The organism is Comamonas sp. NyZ500 (assembly GCF_016772095.1).
Classification (GTDB): Bacteria; Pseudomonadota; Gammaproteobacteria; order Burkholderiales; family Burkholderiaceae_C; genus Comamonas; species Comamonas thiooxydans.
The window spans coordinates 25,041-46,559 of sequence record NZ_JAEIJE010000018.1; the positions used below are offsets into that span (position 1 = coordinate 25,041).

Sequence of the window (21,519 nt, forward strand, 5' to 3'; positions counted from 1 at the left end):
AGGCGGGTTCAGTGATGCCCACGGCGGGCGCAAACAAAACTGCCAAGGCAGTAAAAAATGAGGAAACGACTACGACGTGCAGCCGCCTGTGAGGCAGATTCCGGGATTTAGGACTGCGTCTGGCAGTTCATGGCCACGGCGCGCGCGCTAAAACTTCGCACAGGCTGAGGCTTGCGGTTGGAGCCCACGATGGCTGCAATGCGGTTGATGGCCGCTTGCGGTGGTTCGATGCGGTCAGCCAATCCCATTTCGATGCCCTTGGCACCGAAGTACACCCCCGCTTCGGTACCGCGCACCGCTGCCACTGTCAGGCCACGATTGCGAGCCACCAGCTCTGTGAACTCGGCATAGTTCTGCTGCACCAGTTCGCTCAGCCACTGCGCGGCTTCGGTACTCAACGGGGCATCGCTGGCCAGATCAGCCTTGCGGGCGCCGGCAAAGATGGTGGTGACTTTGATCCCCTGCTCTTCATAGCGCTTGCTCATGTCCACATGGCGCGCGATGACACCGATGGAGCCCACGCCCGAGGAGTTGCTGAGCACGATCTCGTTGGCTGCGCTGGCCAGACCGTAGGCGGCTGAGTAGCAGGAGAAGTTGACGATGGCCGTGATGGGCTTGATGGAGCGGGCAGCAAAGATCTCTTCCGCCAGGTCGGTCATGCCGGTGGCTGAGCCGCCGGGGCTGTCCACATCCAGCGCAATATGTTCCACCGCATCGTCAGCCAGCGCGGCTTGTAGCTGAGAGCGAATGCCTTCGTAGCTGGTCATGGTGGTGCACATGTCCATGTGCGCGGATCGCGAAACCAAAGCGCCATGAATGGGCAGGACGTAGACACCGCTCTCACGGGCGGCGTTGAGGCGGCGCTCTGCCGGCGAAATGGCGTTGACTGGCTCGTCATCCTCCATGGCCATGATCTGACCGCCGGGGTTGAGGTTGACGATGTTCAGATTCATCGCCTGGTTAGCCCAGTTCACAGCCATGTCCAGCCAGTCTTCGCGCACCATCTGCGGGGTGTTGAAGATCATGCTGGCGATACGAGGGAAGTTTTTCATGTAAGGGCCTTCTGGATATCGCGGACTTGCTCGTCCGATGCATCAGTGAGTTTTTCGGGCATCTGCGTGCCGGCCCCGACCATATTCAGGGGCTGCAGGTAGACATCGCCGCCGGTGACTGGCGGCAGGTTTTCCAGGCGGCGGATATCGTTGACCGACAGCCAGCCCCACTGGCGAGCCACGGCGTAGGCTTTGAAGCGCGCTTCCTGGTTACCGCGCAGCAGGCCGCCGATGTTGAACTCGATGTAGTAGCGGCTTCGCTCCGATGGCAGCAGCAAATCGCGCTGCAGCGCCTGCTCATGACGGCGAAGCCATGGCATCAGGGTATAGATCACAAATTGGATCTGGAGGTTTTCCACGTTGTTGTACGTGGCAGCCTCCATCATCCCGACCATGGGTGGCGGCATCTTGTAGATGCGGGTGATGTCCACTGCGGCCAGCTTCAGCGCCCCGATCAGCTCCGCATCCACGTTGTTCATGGACAGGGCTTTGAAGGTCATGCCCTCTTGCAGCAGCGCCACCTTGCCTGCATTGGGCGCGCCCCCGAACTTGGCCTGCCAGTTGTTGGTCAGCGCATCAATGGCGCTTTGCTCCTTGATGGCCGCGGCTTCCTTGGGGCGCTCCAGCACTCCGGACAGCGCCGTGCCATGCAGAAAGGACTTGCCGCCGTACTCCTCCAGTGCCAGCGCATAGCCAATGCTGTTGGCGTGCAGTGCGATGGGCGACAGACCCGTGTACTTGTCCAGCGATACCCAGCGCACGTGGTGCACAAAGCGCGCAGGCACCGGCTCCTTGCCATCAATCGAGTAGTACGGCTTGAGGTCCGGGCCCTTGAACACCTGAACATCGCCCGGGTTGAGCGGGATCAGCGCCGTGGGGTTGCCGCGGCCGTCGCGCTCAATGAAGCTGTAGGCGTTGCCACGCAGCCCCAAAGCCGTTTGCGCATACTCACGCGACTCGAACGGCGTCTGCCAATCGTTGGGAGCAAACTTGAGCAGCGCATAGGCCGGGTGAGCATCGGCAGACTTGCGGGAGCCGTCCTCCAAGCGCTCGAACACTTCGAGCGGTAGTTGAGCAACAGACTCAGCCAGCAGCGACACGCAGTTCTGCAACACCGGCAAGGCCAAGGCCGTCTGCGGCGTAACCAGCTGGCCGGCTGCTGATTGCTTGGAGCCACCAATCATGGATGACAGCCAGCCAACGCGGGTGCCTGTCTGCTCGGCTGTTTCTCGTTTGTTGAACAGCATCAGCTCATCCGATCAATGGCAACGCCTGCAACCAGCAGCAGGCAACCGCCCACCATGGCCGCGGCGGCCAAAGAGAAGTGCGCGGCAATGCCGGCCAGCAAACAGACAAAGCCCACCACCATGAATGCCAAGCCCACATGCTCGCGGGTAATGAGGTTGAGGAGGTTTTTCATGGCGGAAGCCCTGGAGACGGGAATAAAAAAGCCACCCGAGGGTGGCAACCACGAAAGAGCAGTGTGGTGATCAGTTAAACAAGAGTGATGGCTGGGCCTGCGCCAACAAAGCAGCGAGTTCAGCCTCAAGAACAGGCTTCTCCTGCTTTCGCATGTTCAGCCCACGTCCGTGAAAGCTGCCGCGACGAGCGCTGTCCAAGCACTCGAGTTCCTTTTCCATGCAGCGATAGCGCAGCCCATCACGCTGGTTCCGGATGTATTCCGCCATCGCTCTGAATGCCTCGATGTACGCGATCTGATGCTCTACAGCTTTTTTTCCCGTCATTCTTCCGACCAAGAACTGATAGCCCTCCTTGGTCATAGTGAACATTTCGTACTGCTGGCTGTTTTGCGCGTCAATATAGTGGGCTTCCTTGAAGTTCAGGAGACCCCATGATCCAGCTTCGGCAACCCGCTTGCGGATCAACTGCATCACGTTGTCATGGCGCTTTTTGTGAACTTGGGCCACGCGCAGCGAGTCGGTAATCAGGATGTCACCATCAGCGCTGATGAAGTCCTGGAAGTTCAGTGCTTGGATTTCTTGCATACATGCTCTTTCATGTCTAGAAACGAAAAAACCGCCTCGGTGGGCGGTTTGCTGTTGGCTGCTGAGCAGCTCTTCTGATGCGGAAACGAAAAAGCCCGCAATGCGCGGGCTTGGGCTACTGCCAGTTGGCACCAGCTTGCCTGAAAACTACCACAAGTCTCTATGTGGTAAAACTCCTGTCATCAACTTCGCCATCATCGACTTGAGCAGCATCGGCTAGATGCCTATTCCGATGTCATAAATACTGACCTCTTGCTCGACCTGCTTTCCAGGCATTGCGCGACCAATCGCCATGATCAGTGCTACGGCTCCGTCAATCTTGTTGTCGTTGCCTTGCTTGATAGGGCGCACGATGTCGTCGTTGCCGACCAGATGCTTGCCGATCACATTACCCATGCACCAGGTCATGAGCGGGTTGCCATCATGATGAAAGCGCCCTGACATGATGGCAGCCTCCAGCTCCTTCATCGGATCGCTCATGTTGGTGTAGTTTTGGATGATGGTGATCGGCAGCAAGCCTTCGTCGTCGAGTTGGTGGGCCAAGTTGGTGGCGCCGTGCGGATCCATGGGCGAAGCTTCGACAGGATTGAGCCTTGCAGCATCCTTGGCTTCTTCCAGAATTTCGCGGTAGTCAATCTCGGCACCATCGGTGGTCAGCAGGTGTCCTGTGTTGACCCACTTCTGCAAGCGCTCGGCCATGCGGCGGTTGTCACTGTTGTTGACCGTATCCTCTGGCACCCAGAACCGTGGAGCGATGCTGTAGTAATGGCGTTTACCGTCAATGTCGCGCCAGAACAGGCGGGCCATGCTGTTCATGTCCAGCTTGCGCGCCAAGTCAAACGACAGGACCACAGACTGGCCCTCGAAATCAGCCAGATTCAGCGTTTCGTCCTCACACGCCTCCCACTGGGTCATGTTGAAGTAACCGGCTTTGGCAGTTACCCAGAGCCCCAGATGCTTAGTTTTGAAGGTGTTGGTGAAGCGCGCCTGCTGGATGGCTCTTCGCTGCTGGCTCTCCAGGTACTCCTGATAGACCGACACGCCGATATTGGGGTTGGCCTTGGCCAGTACCTTTGGATCTTTCCAGTCATCCTCTGGATCAACGGTCCAGATCCAGCCAAACAACTCGTCGTTGGGAACGGTGCCGTCGAGCATCTCCACCACTTCGCGACGTTTGTCATAGCACGGGCCTTCGATGTTGTAGCCCGCCGTGGTGATGATGAACATCAGAGGCTGCTTGCGCGCGCCCATGCCCGTGAGCATGGTGGTGTAGAGCGCATCACTATCGTGCTCGTGGTACTCGTCCACGATGGAGCACGATGGACTGGCTCCGTCACCGGGGTTGCCAATAATGGGCTCAAAGCGGCTGCCGTCGCCTGGCTTGTTCAGGTTGGAGGCGTTGACCTCAATACCCGCAGCCTCCAGCAGCATGGGTGATCGCATTGCCATCAGACGCGCCGGCCTAAACACCTCCCATGCCTGCTTTTCTGTGGTGGCCCCGGAGTAAACCTCGGCGCCAAACTCGTTGTCAGCCGCAAACATGGCCAGGCCCACACCGGCGGCGATAACGCTCTTGCCGTTCTTGCGATTGACCTCCCAGTAGCTTTCACGAAAGCGGCGAAGACTATCCTTCTTGCGCTTCCATCCGAAAGTGCAAGCCAGACCGAACTTCTGCCACGGCTCAAGGGTGATCAACTGGCGCTTGAAGCCCCATTCGCCCTTGGTGTGCGGCAGTAGCTCAATCAGAGCGATCTTCTTCTGTGCCTCCTTCGCATCGAACTCGTAGGGGTAGGTCTTGCTTTTGCTAGCCAGCAGATCATCCAGATGACGCTGGCAGGCCTGCCGAACATATCGACACGCCGGGATCTTGCCGGCAACAACGGCCTTGGCGAACTTATTGGCCGCATCCACCGCCGGATATTTAGCCATTGATGACCCCTGCAAACGGGTTGTCGCTCTGCTTCTTCTTGCCTGTCCCCATCATTCGCTGTCGACTGGACGGGTCCAGCCCCAGCATTCCGCCATAGCTGGCCATCATGGCCGTCGCCTCTTTGAGGGCCGTCGCGGCGGGGTTCTTGATCACGCCGCCCATGGCTCCAGAGACCGTCACTCCGTTCTGGGCGATATCCGCCTGGGCCATCCGGAACTGATCATAAGCGGAGCAGTACACCTCAAGGTTCTGAATATCTGTCGCCGCCAAAATGCGCTCTTTGCACAACTGCGGCGCCACAGTCTCCCAGAGCACTCGACCGTGATCGCCCATCCAATCTGGACAATCGATGTTCAGAACCAGCTCGAAGTCCGGTTCAGCTTGATTGAGAGCTCGCTTGCCTGGGTTACCAGCCAACAGCTTCTTTGCCGTGGGTTTGGGGCGACGGCCAGAGCGCCCAGCAGCACCTGCCATTGGGCCTCCAGTTAAATTTCATATTTCGCGGGCGTAAAAATTCGACGAACCGGTCGGTCTAGAGGGCGGTGGCGCCCTGGTTTCGACCCTCCCCCTCCCCGCTCTGAACCACCCAAGCGGCACGCTGCAGCTTGCTGGCGAGGCGATCAGACCAAGAGAGAGGTGAACAGCCCCTGCGACTCCCGCGCCGTTTTGACGGAGTGACAAGCCTTGCAGATCGCCTGCAGGTTTTCTCTTGCGTCCATCTGTTCTCGGGTCCAGCCCAACCGCTTGGCCTGGGCCTTCGGGACAATGTGATCGACCTCTTGCGCGACCGACACCGCACCGAGCTTGAGACATGGCTGACACAGGCCCGCGTCACGTTGCATCACCCACTCTCGAATCTTCTGCCACGCATAGTCATAGCCACGCGCCTTGGATGACTCACGCCTCGGATGATTCCAGCCGCTGGCTTCGGACTGATGGGCCTCGCAGAACCCCGAGGACGAGCGCGACAGGGTGTTGCAGCCTCGTTGGCGACAAGGCTTGTTAGGGCGCTGAGGCATTACCAACCTCTCCCTGATGCCGCATCGCCTTTGCGATGCACATCTCCGCAACACACCCAAGGGATAACACCTAGCAACCTCCTACACCAGAAGATCAGAATGAAATCACTCACCAGAAGCTCCATCCAGAGAGAGATCACGACTGAAGTTCATTTACACCCTCTTCTATCGGCAAGTTTCAGTGAGTGAAGGGCCTACCTAGTAGGCCCTTTCTGTTTTGTCACTGGCAAAGACCCGCCAGCCATACGCCGGATCAGAAACGGGATAAATCTTCAGGCGTGCTTGGCAGCGACGAAACTGAAATACCCATCGAATGCGAACGCTGATCTACAGCCGAGATGGCTTGCACCCGGCCAATAAACAATACCTGCAATAAACAAGAAACCCTCCAGGAATACGATGGGAGCTCTAACTCAATCATCCACAGGAGGGAAATATGGCGCGCATATCCGCAAACAAGCTTGCAGAACTTCTGGTCACATCAAACCCTGTACGCCGCCGCCGCATCGTTTATGACCAAAAACATCCCAACGGCCCAGCGGTTCCCCTCTACCGTCATGCTCAGACACCGATCGCACAGTACTTCCGTAATGGACGGAATCAGGAAACTCTAATAGAGGCGGCCAAAAGACTACGAGCCGACAGAGAAGGTACTGAATGGGCTATCGACGACCGCTGGAACACTGCTGATGCTTTGGAGCACTTCGCAGAAATTGCAGCCGGCCTGCCAGGTGACCTCAATGAGGACTACTCGCGTGGTGACACACAACCTCCGAAGTTGTCGATCTCAGGTGTTGAGGTAAGCGTTAGGCCTGACTTCTTGATCCAATTCGAGAAGCGCGGCATGCGCCACACAGGAGCAATCAAGCTCCACTTCATCAAGAACCCTGACCATGCGCTCACTAGAACAGGCTCCGAGTACGTCGCCACGCTTTTGCACAAATGGCTCGAGGAATACGGCCCAGAAGGGAAGCCATCTCACGCTCATTGCATAAGCATTGACGTATTTCGAGGAACCACCTTTTCTGCGCCCAAAAGTAATGCGAGACGCATGCAAGAGATCAGCGCCGTGTGCGAGGAGATTGCTGCGCGCTGGCCTCAGCTATAGCTGTCACAACTAGATCCAGAGGACGCCATCCGTTCCAGTCGCCAGATGATTCGAGCAAAACATGCGATGGCGTAACCTCAAGCACAGTCACAACGTCTTGGTCCTCATCATCGCTACCGGCACATGTAGAAAATCTCTGCCCTGGAATCAAACTAGAAGGCAGTTTCTGCCCCTTCTGGACCTTAGTCATAACACCTCCTTGCGGATCCGGACTATGCATAAGACATCCATAGATGTCCTAGATGCATTCCACAGTAGTTTCGCCGTCTTCTTGGCAATTAATCGCTGCGGACTTATGCAGCGCCTCACGCGAATAAAGTAGATTCGCAGAAACTTGGCCTTTGTCGCTGGCGACAAACGATAAAACCGCCTGAAGGCGGTATGCAAGACTGGATAGCTTTGATGCCGGTGCCACTGTCTCTTGATCCAGACTCAGTTGGCCATATCGCCACGCCAGACCCCATGACCTTGAACCCAGTCATCCGGGGTCAGGATCCTGGGATGAATAGTTCTAAAGAGTATGTCTTATAGGTACTAGGTTTTTGCGGTCGTTGCCTAGTCTGCTGCACCTCCCGTAGCATGTCGTGATGACAGAAAACACAGACAACGATCAGGAGACACGGCTGCGAGCCATCCGTGACAGGGGAGCGAGGGAGTTCTATGCCAACAGGACGGAATTCAACTGCCCGTTTGACTTCGGCACAGCCGAGTACAACGAGTATGAGCGTGGCTGGACGCAAGCTCTGAAGCGTGCTCCTTCGAACTCTTTAGGTTGGGTCAGCAGCAACTGGGAGCCCTCTCCGGAGCCTAAGCCGTATGAGCTGCCAAAGGTGAATGAGTACGCCAGGCGCAAGGGCTAAAGGCCATCGCCAGGCGCGATGCCTCACTCACATTTGATTTCAAACGGCTTTAACAAGTCGAAGAAGTCAAAGCCTCCCTGAAACTCGCAGGGGTGCTGAGATTCAGGACTTTAATTTGCCGATTGTTTGACCTAACAAAATTCAAACAAGGGGAAATTTTCTGCGCATGCGAAACAGGGCGGTCTAGAGGCCGAAGGCCCCCAGGGATTTGATGCCCCCACCCCTTTCTGCAACTCCAATCAGTGAGAATGCGCTGTTCGTAAATTTTTCCGAGGTACCTAATCGTGCAGATCGTAGATATTCACAGCATCACCACCGCGACAAATTGGGTTTTTCAAGATGGAACGACCGTCGCGTGTTTTGCACTTGTCTCCCTTCGCGACGAACACAGAGACACGGCAGCTATCGAAAAAGTCGTGATGCCAGTTAGCGAAGAGGACCTGGGAACAAATCTTCTAGGACGGTCCATTGAAGAGTTTGACTCTGATGTGTCTTACATTGGCATACCGACGTAAAGCGAAGATCCAGCAGAGAAAGCTATATCGGGATAGATAGAGCATTCGCGCCCACTATCTACCCCCTCGCCTCAACCATCAGCGCCACAGGCGGCATGGTGCTGCCAGCCACCCATAGGGCCACTGGCTGACCAGCCTTGATTGCCTCGACCTCAGCAGGCGTAGGCTTCCAGAACGAAACCACTGCCGGTACGCCATCCCAGTCGGTACAGGTGATGGGCAGCGCGTTGCATGGCAGGGTCTTCTGATCCCAGCCTGCCGGCGCGCCAAGCACGGCATTGTTCGATGGATGTTGCATACGGTCCATGGTTCAAAGCCTTTGCTCCTCGCGCTGCTTGTCGCGGGAATGATGAGTACCGCACAACGACTGCCAGTTGCTCCGGCGCCAGAAGAGCGACTGATCACCACGATGCGGGGTGATGTGATCGACCACCGTTGCAGCCTCGACTTGGCCGGCAGCCTCGCGCATCACGCAGAGTGGATGCTCGCGCAGGAACTGAGCCCGGGCCTGCTGCCACTTGTAGCCATAGCCGCGCTGTGCAGCCGTCTGGTCACTGGTGCGCCAGCTGCCCGCCTGCATGGTCTGGACACGCCTGGTGTCCAACATTGGAACTGCTGAATTCAATGTCTGGAGCTTGGGCATACTGGCTGAATATCTAAATGGAGTGGCCCGTGAGTGAATACTCGGAATACATCGTTCAGTCTTATTCAGCGTCTGGAGCTGGTTCGTCAAAGTCAATCCGTGCAAGGCCTCTGCCTGGCCAAGGAATCGATCCAGGTGCACACGTCGAGTGCTCTTCCGAAATGCGTGACTCGCAACCGATAGGAACGCTGTTTGCAATTACGGCCAAAGTAATTAGCCGCGAGGAGGGAGCGCCTTTTCTTTACACGTCATTCAAGTGGCCTTACCGAGTAATCACTAGACAAGAGGCACAAGAAATCATCACAGAAAGAGCACTTGACAAGCGCTTCACGAAATGACCTATCGCGGCAAATTTGCCATGGCAAACTGCTCCTTTTTTAGAGGAGGATGGGATGGGTCGGATCTTAGGTCTGCTAGGTGGAGCACTAACACTAGCGTACAGTTGGGTTTTGTGCCATTTGCTCAATGATCGTTGGAGTCAACTGAAAACAATGCCACTGAATGAGGTTGGAGACTTCCTTGCTGGTGCCTTCGGACCGCTCGCGATTCTGTGGCTTGTGCTTGGCTACTTTCAACAAGGCATTGAGCTAAGACAGAACAGTGAAGCCTTACAAAGACAAGCCACTGAACTTGAAAATTCCGTAAAGCAACAAGAAGAGCTAGCGTCCGCTGCGCGCCAGACACTTCAGTTCCAACACGAAGCGGCTGCAAGAATGGAGCAAGTTGAGCGAAATAAGCAGATGCCCAAATTCGTGCAACAAAGGAGCACCTGCACGCTATCAAAATACATAGACATGGATTCAGGTAAAACTATTGACGGCATTTTTCTAGAGATAAGCGCCATCAATATGGGCAACCGCTGCTCTCAAGTTCGTCTGAATTCGAATTCAAAGCGCTCACTTTGCTCTGTCTCCGAGCACTTCATTCCAACTGATGGCAAATTTTCAATTAATTGCAGGTTGCCCGCAGACCACGAAGCAATCACTGACATCCAGCTAAAGCTTCATTGCTCCGACGCCTCGGGTGCGCCATACACTGAAAGTCTATATATCTTTCCTTTTGAAGACATACATAGGCCCTATGTGCTGACACTTGATTCTTACTTCAGTCAACAGCCCAGAGCGTAGCTTCACACCTCGGTTCTTTTGGTCACACCTCTGGTGACCATCACGCCACCAGATACGCAACCGAGCCTCCTAGCGGGCACGGCCTCGAGCCCGGGCCGGGGCTCCAATGCGCTGTGCTTGGTGAATCTGGACAGCCTCGACCATCTGCACCTTCAATGGCGCGGCGGCGATTCGTGGCTTGTACCGGCTCATGGCTCTCGCCCGTAGCAGTGGAACAGGCAAGGTGCCCGCTCCTTGCCCTGTATGGCGTAGATGGAGCGGAACCTGATCTTGTCGCTGATGAACCTGCCGCGAGAATCCATCTCGAGAGGGTGCCTGTGGATCTTCACCCAGCCTTGACTGGTGTTCACCTCCAACACCTTGCGGATCTCCTGCATCGAATCCACGTCGCAGACCCTCGCGCCACGGGCGTTCTCTGCTGTGTAGAGCATTACGCCCTCCTCGGGATAGGTGCTGCCACCAAGTGATCCGCCCCTGAAGCAATGTGCGTGATCGTCGGGCGTGTTCGGTGGCAGCGAAAACAAAAAAGCCGCCCGGAGGCGGCTCAGCGGCGACTTACAAGAAGTCTACGAAACTCGATTCACAACCAATCGTCGTGACCGGAAAGCGGGTAAATCAGTAGTGAACTCCGCTCCGGGATAGAAGTTGCCCAAAGCTTCCAGAAGCCTATCAGCGACGCGGTCTTCCTCGCCGTAGACATCTTCGCTGAGCTCCAAGACGATCTGCCCTTGAGACTCCAAACCGGCCCAATTCACCTCTTGAACAAACTTGTTCACTTCCTTCCAAATGTGCTCCATCTGACACCTCACTAAAACCACCAAGCATATCGGAGGATGAAAAAAGCCCGCTGGTAAACCTAGCGGGCTTTGTTTTTGGTCACGCCACTGGCTACCGTGAGGCAACCAGGGCACACGACTCAGTGTCGCGGAGAATTGGCGCGATTGTGGCACCCTTTGTCAAGTAACGCAAGCGGTAGATGCTCCAGAAATGCCGCAACCCTTCAATCCGGCTACCGTCCCAAACATCCCGTTTGAGCTTCATGCGTCGACGGGCTGCCATCGGATGCTCCTTTTGTGGTACGTAGATTGCGAACAGCACGCGACGAAATTGCATGGGCACGGACTGCAGCGCCAGCTGGACATGTCGCGCGCTCCAGTCCGGCATGAAAGGGATCAGAGGTTCGTCATCGCTGCGAGCCTGGGGCGGCGGTCGATACTTCCCCTCCGCGCTGGCACAGCGCTGCTTCTTATGCCGATCCTGGGCCCATCGCCCGTACCTCTCCAGCAGCTCCTCGGCCTGCTGCAGATCCTGGGGCACATTCAAATTCAGGTCTCTACGCATCAGCCCCTCTCTTTCATAAGTCTTGCGTTACGCACGGTTACTTGTAAACGATTCTCAATTGCGTTTATGATTCATTCCATGGTGCAGCGAATCGCTGTGCTGCCTCTTCATCGTGGGGCGCTGACAGGCACGGGCCTGCAGCGTTTTAGCTAGCCAGCGGCCCTCTCCTATTAGCCAAGCCTTTTTCCACGATCGAGCCACTCAGCTCCCCAGCAAGCGCCGCACAGTCACGTTCAGCGCATCCAGCTCCCCCATCTTTTTGATTGCCCACATCCGGCGTTGGCCGTGCCACCCCATCAACGGGCCACGGTGACAGCTCTCGCACAAGGCCACGACCGTGTATTGCTGGCGCTGCTCGATGTGGTGCGCCTCGCTGGGCCCGGCCTGGTCGCAGACACTGCAGGGCAGTTCCTTGACCGCCGCCAGGTGGGCCCGCTCCTTGTCGTTCAATCGATTCAGCATCCAGCGCCCTCCCCGAAGTCCTGCACCTCCAGGCCCAAATCCAGCGCCAGCCCATGCTCGATGCGGGCGCCACGGGATCCGCGCCAGCCGGGCAGCATGTAGAGGCAGTCGCAGGCCGCGATCTGGCGCAGCGACATACGCATGTAGCCCTGCCAGGTTCCACAGGTCGGCTGAGGGTTCTCAGCAGGGTTCTCAACGTGGTGGCCCTGGGCACGCAGAACAGCTGCTGCTGCATGAAAGGCTGGATAGTTGAACTCGGGCAGGCCACTCATGGGCCCGGCGAGGTAGATGCGCTTCATCGCCATTTGATCACCCGCACTTCCCGACCCAGCAGAGCCTTCATCAGGTGACGCTTGAGCTTGAATTCAGGGGTCTCCACGCCCTTCACATCCTCAATCACCTCTGTGCCCTTCTCCAGGTACACGAAGTCTGCGATGTAGCGAATGGCAGGCCGAGCGCGCGCAGCGCCAGCAAACTTGACTGATGGAACCATCTCAAACACCACCTGGCGGCGCAGCTCACTGATGTAGCCGCCACGCTGCAGCATCAGCAGGTGGGACCATCGATTCAGCTCAGCCAAGCTATCGAACTTGGTGCCGTCCGCCGCCACAATCTTCTTATTACCGTACTTGGAGCCCGACGCATTCGGAACCAGCTTCAACGCATAGCTTGTCAACTTCATTGCCTTGCTCATGCAGCCGCACCCCGCTGGTTCATGCCCAGGGTCTCCATGGCGGCCATGCGCGTGTGGCGTGTTACCGTCTGATCACCATGATTGATACGCGCAACGATCTTGCGAGCCCAGTCCTTGTCGTCGCCCTTGAGCTCGAACGGTACGTCCAGCAGGCGCTCCACCTTGGGCGCAGGCAGCGCCAGCAGGCCGCTCTCTTCAAAGTAGGTCTTGCGGGGTGTCAGGGCCTCGCAGACCTTTTCAAACTGGGGGAGGCTCGGCGGAAACTCCGGGCATTCGCGCTTGATGTTCTGGAAAGCTGCCTCGATCACGTCATCCGTGAACTTCGCCAAGTCCGCATCCCAAACCAGCTGCGCAGCCCGCACCCCTTTGTCCTCACGGCGTTCGTTCAGTTCGCCGGAGCTGAACTTGGCCAGGAATGCTGTGCCGTAGGCGCCCTGTAGCACCACAAACAGCTTGCGGATGCGCTGCGATGCCTCGGGGCGCGGCGCCAGATGGCCTTGCTGCTGTCCGGCGCTGTGCACGGCACGAGATGCCAGGCTGGAGATTTCGTGGCTGCATCTCATAGCTCAATCCCTTCAAAGATGGCCTTGCCGGCGCCGGCGTATTTGCCGGCTGCTGCGGACGCAGGAGCCATGGATGGACGACGAGCCGCAGGCATTTCGGTGGCACGGCGGATCCAGTTGCGCCAGGTCGCACCCCAGTCAGCCTTGCGCCCGTCCTTGCCAGCCTTGGCACGCCAGTGGTCGGCAAACATCGCGGCCTGACGGCGCACCTCTTCCTCGGTCAGGCCGGTATGTTCGGCAATGGCCCAGTCACCCCAGCTCTTGGGCAGCTTCCAGTCTTCGGGCAGGCGTGTTCCTGTCGCAGTCTTACCCCTTCCCTTGGCCGCTTCTGGCTGAGCCAGAGGCGAAGTGTCACGGTCAGCAGCACCTACAGCCTTTGAATAGTTAACTGTCTCTTCTTTATCTGTATCTATATCTGTATCTGTACGCGTGACATCCGTACCCGTCACGCGTGACTCATCCGTGACCTCATCGTGACCACCCTCTCCTCCCTCTGAAACAGCATCTTTTTTGCGCTGGCGCTGGCGGCGTTTGCGCTCTGCTGCAGTGGTGTCGGTGTCGCTGCGCATCTGCAAAGTGGCCCACTTGGAAGGCTGCAGGGTGGCCTGCTCAATCAGCCCAACTTCAGCCAGGCGGCGGGCCACCTCTTCCAGGCTGCGCACATCCAGACCCAGCTTCACGGCCACCTTGCGCATCAGCAGCGCAGGCGCATCGCCTTTGTCCAGCAGTCCCTCGCCCTTGAGGCATAACAGGGCCACGAAGTGCCAGCGATCTTCAAAGGCCAGCAGCTTGAGCTTGTCGTCATCGACCATCCGCGTGTAGGTGCGGAACCATGGGAGCTTGCTCATCGCTCAGACCTCGCGGCTTCGGGCTTGCCTGCGGCGTTCACAGCGCGCGCGGCCTGGCGCAGCTTGCGCAGCACTTCCTCGGCCTCGGCAATTTCGCGCTCGATCTGCGCCAGCTCGTTATCCGAGATCACGCCGTCCTGCATGGCCTCAATCACGGCACTGGTGACATGGGAAGTCTCCAGCACCAGCCTTGAGACCTTAGCAACGGGGCTGGGGGCTTCTGTTGCAGCCTCCGTCACCAGCTCAAAGCGGCCACCGCACTCCTGGGCCACCAGAGAGGCATAGTCATGGCAATGGGGGCGGCCCTCTTCGCAGGCAATGCGGGCAATGGTCAGGGCATCAACGGCCCCCAGCTTGTGAGAGGCCGCGCCAGACAGCTCTTTGCGCAGAACTTCGCCAGTCTTGCCAATACGAACGGCCACCACTTCGCGGCCGCCAGGATAGTTGTCTACGCCACGGCGCAGGGCATCAAGTGTGCTCATGTCCGGATCTCCAGAAAAAGGACGTTGCGGGCTGAGCCGCTGCAAAAGACACTGCCTGCATGCAAACGAAAACAGGCCAGAAGAGAGGAAAAGGTGCCCGCCGCACCCTGGGCTATGCTGGAAGCTCCTACACAACCAACACCAGAGAGGGCGGACAAGAAAATGGACTGGACAGCAATCGGCGGCATTACTGCTTCAATCTCCGCGGCAAGAGACATCGCCAAGGGATTGAGTGCAACCCGCGACGCCGCCCTCATCAACGAAAAGACCTCTGCCCTGTTGAAGCAGTTGCTCAAGGCGCAGGAGGGACTCCTCGCTCACAACACCGCTCTTTTGCAGCTCCAATCGGATCTGGCCAAGTTGCAAAAGGAAAATCTGGAACTGAAGGCAACCATCGATGAGCGCGGCAAATACACGCTGGTCACGCTGGCTAGCGGTGCAGTTGCGTTGCGCAGCAATCTCTCCAACAACCCCGCTGGGGCCGCAGAGCCAGGAATCGATGAGGCGCCCCACTATGTCTGCCAGCCCTGCTTCTCCATTGGCAGGTCTGTTGTGCTCCAGCGCCACAGGATTTGGGGCGCCGACAACGGGCTCATTTGCCCTGCGTGCAATGCCCAAGTCTTCGATAAGTGACATCACTCCACCTCCTTGGTTGAAGTGGATGGCTGCGCCAGCTCAGCTATTAATTCCCGGATGTCGGCAGGTGCGGGGAACCTGCGACCGGTCTTCAGCCACTCAAAAAGTGCCTGCACCACAACTGCTTCATCGTCGCAGCCGACTGCCATGAAGAACAATTGCATCGGCTTGGCAGATGTAAAGGCTGCATGGCCAAAAATCTCACTACAGCTAGTCAGCAGCCCCATTGCCTTGGAGCGCGGGCTATTCAGAAATTCAGGAGCATTCATGGCTACATCTTTCAAAGATCACTCCGCTACGGAGATCGAAGAGACAATAAAAAAGGCTCTAGAGGAACTGCTTGGAGCACCTATTGCTGTGAACATCACGCACATAAGCCACCAGCGGCCAGAAGGTGCGGCAGCCTTTTTGACAGAATCAAAATGGAGTGCGCAGTTGGATATGTGCATCGCACATGCGCCGCCGGAGCTCTCCCCGCTCTGACATAGAGGCTTGGTCTCACTCAGCATGACGGCATGGCTGCGCCAGCTCATGGCCGGATGGTCGCGGGCGATGCGCGGCTGTAGCCTCTGCCAAGTCGATTCCGGCCAGTGCTTTGCGATATGCAGCCTTCAGATACATCACCCGAGCGCGAGGAATTCCATCCTTCTTCCAGTCGCTGACGCTGGGGGGCTTGATGTCAAAGATCCGTGCGACGGCAAACGTCCCGCCGAGCGCGTCAATTACCTTGGTTGCGGATGTGTTCATGTCTAAATTATTAGGAGTCGCTAATAACATGTCAATAGCCACTCCGAATACTCAACCTGTTAGCCTTTCCTAATGACACTTGCAGACCGACTATCTATCGCCATGGAGCACGCCAAGCTATCCCAGGCTGACCTGGCACGCGCGTGCGATGTGAAGCCACCCAGCGTGCATGGATGGCTCAATGGAAAGTCAAAATTTCTGCGTGGAGAGAATTTGCTGAAAGCTGCATCGGCGCTTGGAGTTAATCAGCAGTGGCTTGCGACGGGCGACGGCTTGATGGTTGGCGCGCGTGGAGATGCTCAACATCAGATTCATGGTCACGATGCCGACGTCAACGCTCGTGCTCTATCGGCCTATGGCGCAGTGCCCATGTATCACGCACCCGATGCTGTGATCGTCCCTCTCTTGTCGAACTGCGGCAGTATGGGCCCAGGCTCCGAATTGCTAGAGTCAGATGTCATCGTGGGTGACTTGGCTCTCTCGCCGCACTGGATTAATCAGCAAATCAGGCCGCAGAACCCCCAAGAGTTGCGCTTCATCCACGCTTACGGGGACAGCATGGCACCAACGTTCACCGACGGGGATGTCCTGTTAGTTGATACCGGTATCGGTGCGCGCGACCCCAGTTCTCGAGAGGGTGTATATGTGTTGCGCGCAAACGATCGCAATTTCATCAAACGTGTCACACCGACATTTGATGGGAAGCTGCAGGTGACCAGCGACAACCCCAGCGCAAAAACTGTTCAGACTCTCAATGGTGATCACCAAGTGGATGTTGTCGGGCGCGTAGTGTGGGCATGGAACGGGAAGCGACTGTAGAGATGTGTCCGCATTCCTGGCCCCGTCAGAGGGCGTAGCAAATTCAACCTGGCCAATTCCAAAGCCCTCCGGCGAAACACTCTGATACGATTCCCCTTAGTAACTATGGGAGATGTATGCAGAAATTTCTATTGATTGCCGCTGCTGTTGCGACCATGTCTGGATGTGCAACAAAGAACTATGGCCGCCAAGGCGAGCTGACTACATTCGAGCAGCAAACAATGACCTGCCGCGAGATTGAGCTGGAGACAGCCAAAGTTCATGGCTATCTTGATCATGTGGAGAAGGAAAGCCAGTTCGATGGCCGCTCGGTCTTGTCTTTCCTGGGTGATTTTGGAATTGGCAACACCATGGAAAAGAGTGCTGCGATGGAGGCTGCCCAAAAAAGGCTTTCTCAACTGCAACTGGCCAGATCCGCCAAGAGCTGCGGACAGGTTGCCGAGAAGTAACCACCGCCTCGGTACACATAGCCCGCCTAGAGCGGGCTTTTTTTCGTCTATGCGATTTGGCCCACGAAGCATAGGTAGCTAGTCCTTAAAAAAAAATAATTAGCCACTCCTATTGATTTTATTCTTAGCTAGTCCTAACATTCGATCCAACGCCGCCAAACCGCTGCGCTGGGTGCCAAGTGATCGAGCCAGCACCTCAGGTCCTTAAAAAGCCAGAGATTCAATGCACGTCGTGAGACACGCTGCGCCCCGATGACTTTCCGGAACGCGCCGCGACTCTGCCGCCCCGAAGCGGTGGATGGTGCTAACCGGCGCAGATAGTGATCTGCATAAAGCTGCCAGAGCGAAGCGCAAGCCAGTGACAGTGGGAGATATGCGCCGCCACCCGGAGCGCATCCGGGGTTCAAACGAAAGCCTTGCTTGCAGCGCTTTCGTTTGAGTACAGTGAACCTATGACACGCATAAACACAACCGAAATCTGGGAGCGGCACGGCTACAGAGTCGAACGCATTGAGCAAGTGATGGGCGCGCCCCAGCGCAATGTATATGGGCCCGATGGAGCGCTCCTGATCGAGGACGCTGAGTACACCCAGGAGACTGAAGCCCTGCGCGACCTCGGATTCATAGACTAAGCGCCGACCGCATCTGGCGGGCTCTTCTATCGGCCACCGACAGGTGGCTTTTTTGTATCCGGAGATCTTGAGATGTGAGCATTCAGCCAACATTTGTCATACATGCGCCCTCTCCCGCGGGGCAATAGCGGGGCCATCAAGAAAGAGCGTGGCAATGAAAAGCTGCAACTTGGGTGGAGTTGGCTAATCCGCTCTTTTTCTTGATGGTGCCGGGGGTCGGCTCCCCGGCTCTTACAAACCAGGCCTGCAAGGGCTTGGCTGGAATACTGCAAGAGGGTAATCGCACCGGTCTTAGGTGCCCATCATGACCACCCCGGGAAAGTAGCGGGGGCTATCTGGCGTGACTGCTCGAGCAGGTACGGCAGTTCAGGAATGGGCCTGGGCTGGCGGCAATCAGGAACGCGACGCTTGCGTCGTGGCGACAGTGGTCACACCAGATGGCGTCGAGCTGTTTGTGAACCCACGCAGATATTGATTCCGTGACTCTCTTTGGGCAAAATTTGCGTCACGTACCTGTTTTGCCGGGCCTGGGGGTTACAGACTCCTTTCACTTCCTCAACTTGCCCAGGCATGACCAAATAGGTCACCGGCTTTTTATTCGCACCCGCAGCAACTGCTTGCGGGCTTTTTCTTTTGCCGTAAGCAGTTCAAGGTAGCTCATCGCACAAATCAAGTGCCTAAAGTCGCACTGCCGCAGCCTCATGAGCAAACCGGGAACTACCCAGTTTCGTGTAAGACGAGCTCCTATTGATCGCCCGAAAAGCGTCATGCAGAATTCGGCCCCATCTACCTGTTACGCCGGGCCTGGGATCCCTCCTCCCTCCCTTACTGACCTCTTCCCCAGGCAGGGCCCGAAAGGGTCACCGGCTCTTTATTCAAGCCCGCAGCACCTGCTCGCGGGCTTTTCTTTTTGAGACACGCAGTCACGCACCATTTAGCTTGGCAACCTCATCAAAGAAAGATGACAACCGCGAAGGGAGGGTGCACCGTTTGAGGCTCCACAGATATCACAAGTTGAATCAAAGGTATCCAATCGCTCAATCTGTAAGCGCCTACATACCTGCTTACATCTGCCAGTTACAACAAGACGGACTCACAAAGATACGTCAGCTCGCAGGTTCTGCGGCCAGTCTCTGAGATGTAGGGAGTGTCCTCATGAAGAAAGTTAATCCTGCTGCCAAGCACGCAAACCGCGCCTATGTACGCATGCATACATATGTGACGAAACATTTTGACTGGGATCTCTTCACCAAAGACTACCGCGTAGTCCTGAACACCGACGAGGACGGAGGCGTCACGCTTTACATCGTCAAAGTCTTCGACAAGAACGGCCAGTTAGCTGCACTAGGGCCAAAGATCCCTAACCAGATTACGTTCTCGTACCGCCAGGCGCCCATCATGTCGGTATGGACTGAGTTCTTCAGCGACGGCAAATTCACTTGGCGCAATGTCTCGTGCCGCTAGATGCGACAGCGAACACGCCAGGTGGCAAGTCAAGTTGATTTCTTTCCACCACCGACAAGGTAGACGTTGCCCTCAGCCACGTTGTTGAGAAGCTCGCGATACGCATTCACCAAGTGATCGCGGCCAAGCCTGAATTCGGGATCCGTCCTATCAGGTCCATCCTGATGCTTGGCATCTAGCTGTGCAGCGCGCAGCTCTCTCGCCACCTGATGTGCTGTCTCGGGTGGAAGCGCCTTGACTACTGCCGTCAAGATCATCGACAGCGCAGCGAATGCGCCAGATTCCTCCTGGGTCATATAGCACCTCCAGTCTGTTGACCCATTCTAATTTCCAGCCGGGCCTGGGAGCCGCCCTCTTCCCTCCAATCCTTCTTACCCAGGCATGACCCGAAAGGTCACCGGCTCTTTATCTGAGCACAACCACCCATCTACAGGTAGCTGTGCGTTTTTGGTACCGGTCACTTAAATCAAGCCAGCCAGTTTTAGCGGGCTCACCCAAGCGGCTTTGACGACCTTGTCAAAGCCTTTGCCAGTGGGATGCAGTTCGTTGGCCCAGTCTTTAGGACCAAGAGTGTTTCGACTATCAATAAACACGAAGCGGCCAGGCAATGAACTCTGCAACTGCGCCAAGGTATTCGAGTGACCATCGATGATCAGTTTGACGCAGGCATTGTGGAGTTTCTTGGGCACCCGGGCATCCTCTAGTGCCGGGCGAATCCAGGCCTCGCCTCCCATAAAGCCCTTGCCTGTAACTGGCGCGTAGTCATAGTTGTGTGCGAAAAACTTCGCTGAACCAGGGATGGTGAGCGATGCTTCAGTGATTAGCTGAGCATAGGCTGCACGTACTTGTTGCTGAAGCCTGATGATGGTGTCCTCCCCGTCTCCGTCCCTAAAACACTCCTCTGCCGTGGTTGCACTCGAGCAATCGCCTTTGAGAAGGGGTCGGAGATCATCAAACCCAGCGAAGTCATTACCACCGCCGCTCAGCAATATGGCGTCGCATGTTTGCCCGTAAAAGCGAATCACACTTCGAAAACGCTGCTGCCAGTACCCTTCCGCAAACTTTCGAATTTCGACACCATTTTTGCCGGTGACCAGGATCTTCCGCCCTGTTGGCTTGACCAAATCCCCGATGTTGTTGATCAACGATCCCCCCAACATTGGATAGTGGAACCAAGAGTCTCCAAATGCCAGAACTTGAGCATTACTCGGAACAGACTCCTGCAGCTCTTGCATAGACCAATAGACCACATCGTTATGCGCCATGCCGTCTCCTAAAAGTGGAGCAATCAGGCTATGTGTTTCGATCTGTAGCGTCAATTAGAGCAAAGGCTCACATCCACCTATGCATTGACTGGTAGTGGCAATGCAACCCTTGAAGCCGCAGCAATCGCTCGCGGGCATTTTCTTTTGCTGATGACCGATCCATGCAAAGCGCAACCACTCATCGCGCTGATGAGTACCCATAGCTGGCTCGGTCATACAAGCCAGAGCTGCTACCCCTTTTGGTGTAAGCCGAACTCGTCTTGTTTGACCTTTATGCGTCATGCAGAATTCAACGCAATTCACCAGTTTTTGCCGAGCCTGGCCCCCCAACCTTTCCCAGGCATGACCCAAAAAGTCATCGGCGCTCTATTCAAGCCCGCAGCAACCGCTCGCGGGCTTTTTCTTTGCCCTCAGGAGATTTCATGCATTCGACTCCATCCCCTGCCCACACCACAAAGCTGCTGCTCGCGGCGCAATGGGCGCTCACCGGCTTCGGCCTCTTCTGCCTGGTCGGCGCGGCTGTGGTGATCGCACTCACGCCAGAAGCCTGGCCCCTCTGAGCATTCAGCTCGGATAGCTGAACAAGATTTTTGAAGAGGAGATCCTCATGCTGAAGACGATTGTTGATTCCGTGCTGGTCATCGTCGGCGCTCTGCTTCTCGTAGCATGGCTGTCCGCGCCTGATGCCCAAGCCGATGAACCCCAATCCATCACCCAAAGCCTGCGCGACGAGTTCGCTTGCCCGGGAATGCATGCCGAATGGCTAGATGACAAAACGGTGCAGTGCCTCAAAGAAATGCCGTGAGTCACCTATAGGGCTTAATGCTAACCAGCAAGTAACAGGCTGCACCTATACT

General features: G+C 56.5%; 32 protein-coding genes. 11 read left to right on the forward strand and 21 right to left on the reverse strand.

The genetic code is table 11. The features are described from left to right. Positions 1 to 107 precede the first annotated feature (107 nt). The 7 genes from JAO85_RS20865 to JAO85_RS25670 all read right to left on the reverse strand — a co-directional run bounded on the left by JAO85_RS20865 (position 108) and on the right by JAO85_RS25670 (position 5,830). Positions 108 to 1,052 (reverse strand): S49 family peptidase, encoded by a 945-nt coding sequence (locus tag JAO85_RS20865; protein ID WP_202788946.1) that lies wholly within the window; start codon positions 1,050 to 1,052, stop codon positions 108 to 110. Then, positions 1,049 to 2,299 (reverse strand): phage portal protein, encoded by a 1,251-nt coding sequence (locus tag JAO85_RS20870; RefSeq protein ID WP_179625787.1) that lies wholly within the window; start codon positions 2,297 to 2,299, stop codon positions 1,049 to 1,051. Before JAO85_RS20870 ends, JAO85_RS20865 begins: the two co-directional genes overlap by 4 nt. Next, the gene (locus JAO85_RS20875) at positions 2,299 to 2,472 is read right to left on the reverse strand and encodes a hypothetical protein (protein WP_194271061.1); all 174 of its coding nucleotides are present in this window, start codon (positions 2,470 to 2,472) and stop codon (positions 2,299 to 2,301) included. Before JAO85_RS20875 ends, JAO85_RS20870 begins: the two co-directional genes overlap by 1 nt. Before the next feature lie 70 nt (positions 2,473 to 2,542). Beyond that, on the reverse strand, positions 2,543 to 3,058 hold the full coding sequence (locus JAO85_RS20880; protein ID WP_052263558.1) for a Rha family transcriptional regulator: 516 nt from the start codon (positions 3,056 to 3,058) through the stop codon (positions 2,543 to 2,545). Positions 3,059 to 3,274: 216 nt separating this feature from the next. Then, entirely contained in the window at positions 3,275 to 4,987 is a 1,713-nt protein-coding gene (locus JAO85_RS20885) for a terminase large subunit (protein ID WP_202788947.1), read from the reverse strand. Then, complete coding sequence (locus JAO85_RS20890; protein ID WP_054075003.1) at positions 4,980 to 5,462, reverse strand: phage terminase small subunit P27 family; 483 nt, start codon at positions 5,460 to 5,462, stop codon at positions 4,980 to 4,982. Before JAO85_RS20890 ends, JAO85_RS20885 begins: the two co-directional genes overlap by 8 nt. Before the next feature lie 146 nt (positions 5,463 to 5,608). Beyond that, complete coding sequence (locus JAO85_RS25670) at positions 5,609 to 5,830, reverse strand: HNH endonuclease signature motif containing protein (protein ID WP_237734938.1); 222 nt, start codon at positions 5,828 to 5,830, stop codon at positions 5,609 to 5,611. Positions 5,831 to 6,443: 613 nt separating this feature from the next. Between JAO85_RS25670 and JAO85_RS20900 the strand changes: the two genes are divergently transcribed. Then, positions 6,444 to 7,115 (forward strand): hypothetical protein, encoded by a 672-nt coding sequence (locus JAO85_RS20900; RefSeq protein WP_202788949.1) that lies wholly within the window; start codon positions 6,444 to 6,446, stop codon positions 7,113 to 7,115. 587 nt (positions 7,116 to 7,702) lie between these two features. After that, positions 7,703 to 7,975 (forward strand): hypothetical protein, encoded by a 273-nt coding sequence (locus JAO85_RS20905; RefSeq protein ID WP_202788950.1) that lies wholly within the window; start codon positions 7,703 to 7,705, stop codon positions 7,973 to 7,975. Positions 7,976 to 8,548: 573 nt separating this feature from the next. Here JAO85_RS20905 and JAO85_RS20910 read toward each other — a convergent pair. Together JAO85_RS20910 and JAO85_RS20915 are read right to left on the reverse strand one after the other, a co-directional pair. After that, positions 8,549 to 8,797, reverse strand: coding sequence for a hypothetical protein (locus JAO85_RS20910; protein WP_237734939.1), 249 nt, complete (start codon positions 8,795 to 8,797; stop codon positions 8,549 to 8,551). A 3-nt stretch (positions 8,798 to 8,800) separates the two neighbouring features. Next, positions 8,801 to 9,097 (reverse strand): HNH endonuclease signature motif containing protein, encoded by a 297-nt coding sequence (locus tag JAO85_RS20915; RefSeq protein ID WP_237734940.1) that lies wholly within the window; start codon positions 9,095 to 9,097, stop codon positions 8,801 to 8,803. 527 nt (positions 9,098 to 9,624) lie between these two features. On the opposite strand from JAO85_RS20915, the gene JAO85_RS20920 reads away from it, so the two are divergent. Next, positions 9,625 to 10,260 (forward strand): hypothetical protein, encoded by a 636-nt coding sequence (locus tag JAO85_RS20920; RefSeq protein WP_202788952.1) that lies wholly within the window; start codon positions 9,625 to 9,627, stop codon positions 10,258 to 10,260. 188 nt (positions 10,261 to 10,448) lie between these two features. Here JAO85_RS20920 and JAO85_RS20925 read toward each other — a convergent pair whose 3' ends face one another. The 8 genes from JAO85_RS20925 to JAO85_RS20960 all read right to left on the reverse strand — a co-directional run bounded on the left by JAO85_RS20925 (position 10,449) and on the right by JAO85_RS20960 (position 14,650). After that, the gene (locus tag JAO85_RS20925) at positions 10,449 to 10,691 is read right to left on the reverse strand and encodes a hypothetical protein (RefSeq protein WP_202788953.1); all 243 of its coding nucleotides are present in this window, start codon (positions 10,689 to 10,691) and stop codon (positions 10,449 to 10,451) included. 457 nt (positions 10,692 to 11,148) lie between these two features. After that, positions 11,149 to 11,601 (reverse strand): hypothetical protein, encoded by a 453-nt coding sequence (locus tag JAO85_RS20930; RefSeq protein ID WP_202788954.1) that lies wholly within the window; start codon positions 11,599 to 11,601, stop codon positions 11,149 to 11,151. A gap of 201 nt (positions 11,602 to 11,802) precedes the next feature. Continuing rightward, on the reverse strand, positions 11,803 to 12,063 hold the full coding sequence (locus tag JAO85_RS20935; RefSeq protein ID WP_202788955.1) for a hypothetical protein: 261 nt from the start codon (positions 12,061 to 12,063) through the stop codon (positions 11,803 to 11,805). Continuing rightward, positions 12,057 to 12,362: a DUF4406 domain-containing protein gene (locus tag JAO85_RS20940; protein ID WP_237734941.1), complete on the reverse strand. Its 306-nt coding sequence runs from the start codon at positions 12,360 to 12,362 to the stop codon at positions 12,057 to 12,059. Before JAO85_RS20940 ends, JAO85_RS20935 begins: the two co-directional genes overlap by 7 nt. Further along, entirely contained in the window at positions 12,359 to 12,745 is a 387-nt protein-coding gene (locus JAO85_RS20945) for a DUF1064 domain-containing protein (protein WP_202788957.1), read from the reverse strand. The genes JAO85_RS20940 and JAO85_RS20945 overlap by 4 nt, the downstream gene beginning before the upstream one ends. 8 nt (positions 12,746 to 12,753) lie before the next feature. Continuing rightward, positions 12,754 to 13,320 carry a hypothetical protein gene (locus JAO85_RS20950; RefSeq protein WP_237734942.1) on the reverse strand — a complete coding sequence of 189 codons (567 nt, stop codon included), beginning with the start codon at positions 13,318 to 13,320 and terminating at the stop codon, positions 12,754 to 12,756. Next, positions 13,317 to 14,168, reverse strand: coding sequence for a hypothetical protein (locus tag JAO85_RS20955; RefSeq protein WP_202788958.1), 852 nt, complete (start codon positions 14,166 to 14,168; stop codon positions 13,317 to 13,319). Before JAO85_RS20955 ends, JAO85_RS20950 begins: the two co-directional genes overlap by 4 nt. Beyond that, a complete protein-coding gene (locus JAO85_RS20960) occupies positions 14,165 to 14,650 on the reverse strand; it encodes a phage regulatory CII family protein (protein ID WP_202788959.1) in 486 nt (161 codons plus the stop codon). Before JAO85_RS20960 ends, JAO85_RS20955 begins: the two co-directional genes overlap by 4 nt. 162 nt (positions 14,651 to 14,812) lie before the next feature. Between JAO85_RS20960 and JAO85_RS20965 the strand changes: the two genes are divergently transcribed. Continuing rightward, positions 14,813 to 15,283: a hypothetical protein gene (locus JAO85_RS20965; protein ID WP_202788960.1), complete on the forward strand. Its 471-nt coding sequence runs from the start codon at positions 14,813 to 14,815 to the stop codon at positions 15,281 to 15,283. Positions 15,284 to 15,285: 2 nt separating this feature from the next. Here the strand turns inward: JAO85_RS20965 and JAO85_RS20970 are convergent, their stop codons facing one another. Beyond that, a complete protein-coding gene (locus JAO85_RS20970) occupies positions 15,286 to 15,555 on the reverse strand; it encodes a hypothetical protein (RefSeq protein WP_059441630.1) in 270 nt (89 codons plus the stop codon). On the opposite strand from JAO85_RS20970, the gene JAO85_RS20975 reads away from it, so the two are divergent. After that, positions 15,554 to 15,769 carry a hypothetical protein gene (locus JAO85_RS20975; RefSeq protein WP_059441631.1) on the forward strand — a complete coding sequence of 72 codons (216 nt, stop codon included), beginning with the start codon at positions 15,554 to 15,556 and terminating at the stop codon, positions 15,767 to 15,769. The genes JAO85_RS20970 and JAO85_RS20975 overlap by 2 nt on opposite strands. Positions 15,770 to 15,784: 15 nt before the next feature. Here the strand turns inward: JAO85_RS20975 and JAO85_RS20980 are convergent, their stop codons facing one another. After that, complete coding sequence (locus JAO85_RS20980) at positions 15,785 to 16,033, reverse strand: hypothetical protein (RefSeq protein WP_059441632.1); 249 nt, start codon at positions 16,031 to 16,033, stop codon at positions 15,785 to 15,787. Between the two features lie 72 nt (positions 16,034 to 16,105). On the opposite strand from JAO85_RS20980, the gene JAO85_RS20985 reads away from it, so the two are divergent. From JAO85_RS20985 to JAO85_RS21000, 4 genes are all read left to right on the forward strand, one after another. Beyond that, positions 16,106 to 16,852, forward strand: coding sequence for a helix-turn-helix transcriptional regulator (locus JAO85_RS20985; protein WP_083994802.1), 747 nt, complete (start codon positions 16,106 to 16,108; stop codon positions 16,850 to 16,852). Positions 16,853 to 16,968: 116 nt separating this feature from the next. Next, positions 16,969 to 17,301 carry a hypothetical protein gene (locus JAO85_RS20990; RefSeq protein WP_059441633.1) on the forward strand — a complete coding sequence of 111 codons (333 nt, stop codon included), beginning with the start codon at positions 16,969 to 16,971 and terminating at the stop codon, positions 17,299 to 17,301. 452 nt (positions 17,302 to 17,753) lie between these two features. Further along, complete coding sequence (locus tag JAO85_RS20995; protein WP_202788961.1) at positions 17,754 to 17,933, forward strand: hypothetical protein; 180 nt, start codon at positions 17,754 to 17,756, stop codon at positions 17,931 to 17,933. A 1,155-nt stretch (positions 17,934 to 19,088) separates the two neighbouring features. Next, on the forward strand, positions 19,089 to 19,397 hold the full coding sequence (locus JAO85_RS21000) for a hypothetical protein (RefSeq protein WP_063665131.1): 309 nt from the start codon (positions 19,089 to 19,091) through the stop codon (positions 19,395 to 19,397). Between the two features lie 29 nt (positions 19,398 to 19,426). Here the strand turns inward: JAO85_RS21000 and JAO85_RS21005 are convergent, their stop codons facing one another. Both JAO85_RS21005 and JAO85_RS21010 read right to left on the reverse strand, forming a co-directional pair. Continuing rightward, entirely contained in the window at positions 19,427 to 19,693 is a 267-nt protein-coding gene (locus JAO85_RS21005) for a hypothetical protein (protein WP_202788962.1), read from the reverse strand. A 165-nt stretch (positions 19,694 to 19,858) separates the two neighbouring features. Then, positions 19,859 to 20,662, reverse strand: a complete 804-nt coding sequence (locus tag JAO85_RS21010) for an SGNH/GDSL hydrolase family protein (protein ID WP_202788963.1) — start codon at positions 20,660 to 20,662, stop codon at positions 19,859 to 19,861. Positions 20,663 to 21,084: 422 nt separating this feature from the next. Between JAO85_RS21010 and JAO85_RS21015 the strand changes: the two genes are divergently transcribed. Together JAO85_RS21015 and JAO85_RS21020 are read left to right on the forward strand one after the other, a co-directional pair. Beyond that, the gene (locus JAO85_RS21015; protein ID WP_202788964.1) at positions 21,085 to 21,222 is read left to right on the forward strand and encodes a hypothetical protein; all 138 of its coding nucleotides are present in this window, start codon (positions 21,085 to 21,087) and stop codon (positions 21,220 to 21,222) included. Positions 21,223 to 21,269: 47 nt separating this feature from the next. Next, entirely contained in the window at positions 21,270 to 21,467 is a 198-nt protein-coding gene (locus JAO85_RS21020) for a hypothetical protein (protein WP_202788965.1), read from the forward strand. The last annotated feature ends 52 nt before the right edge of the window (positions 21,468 to 21,519 follow it).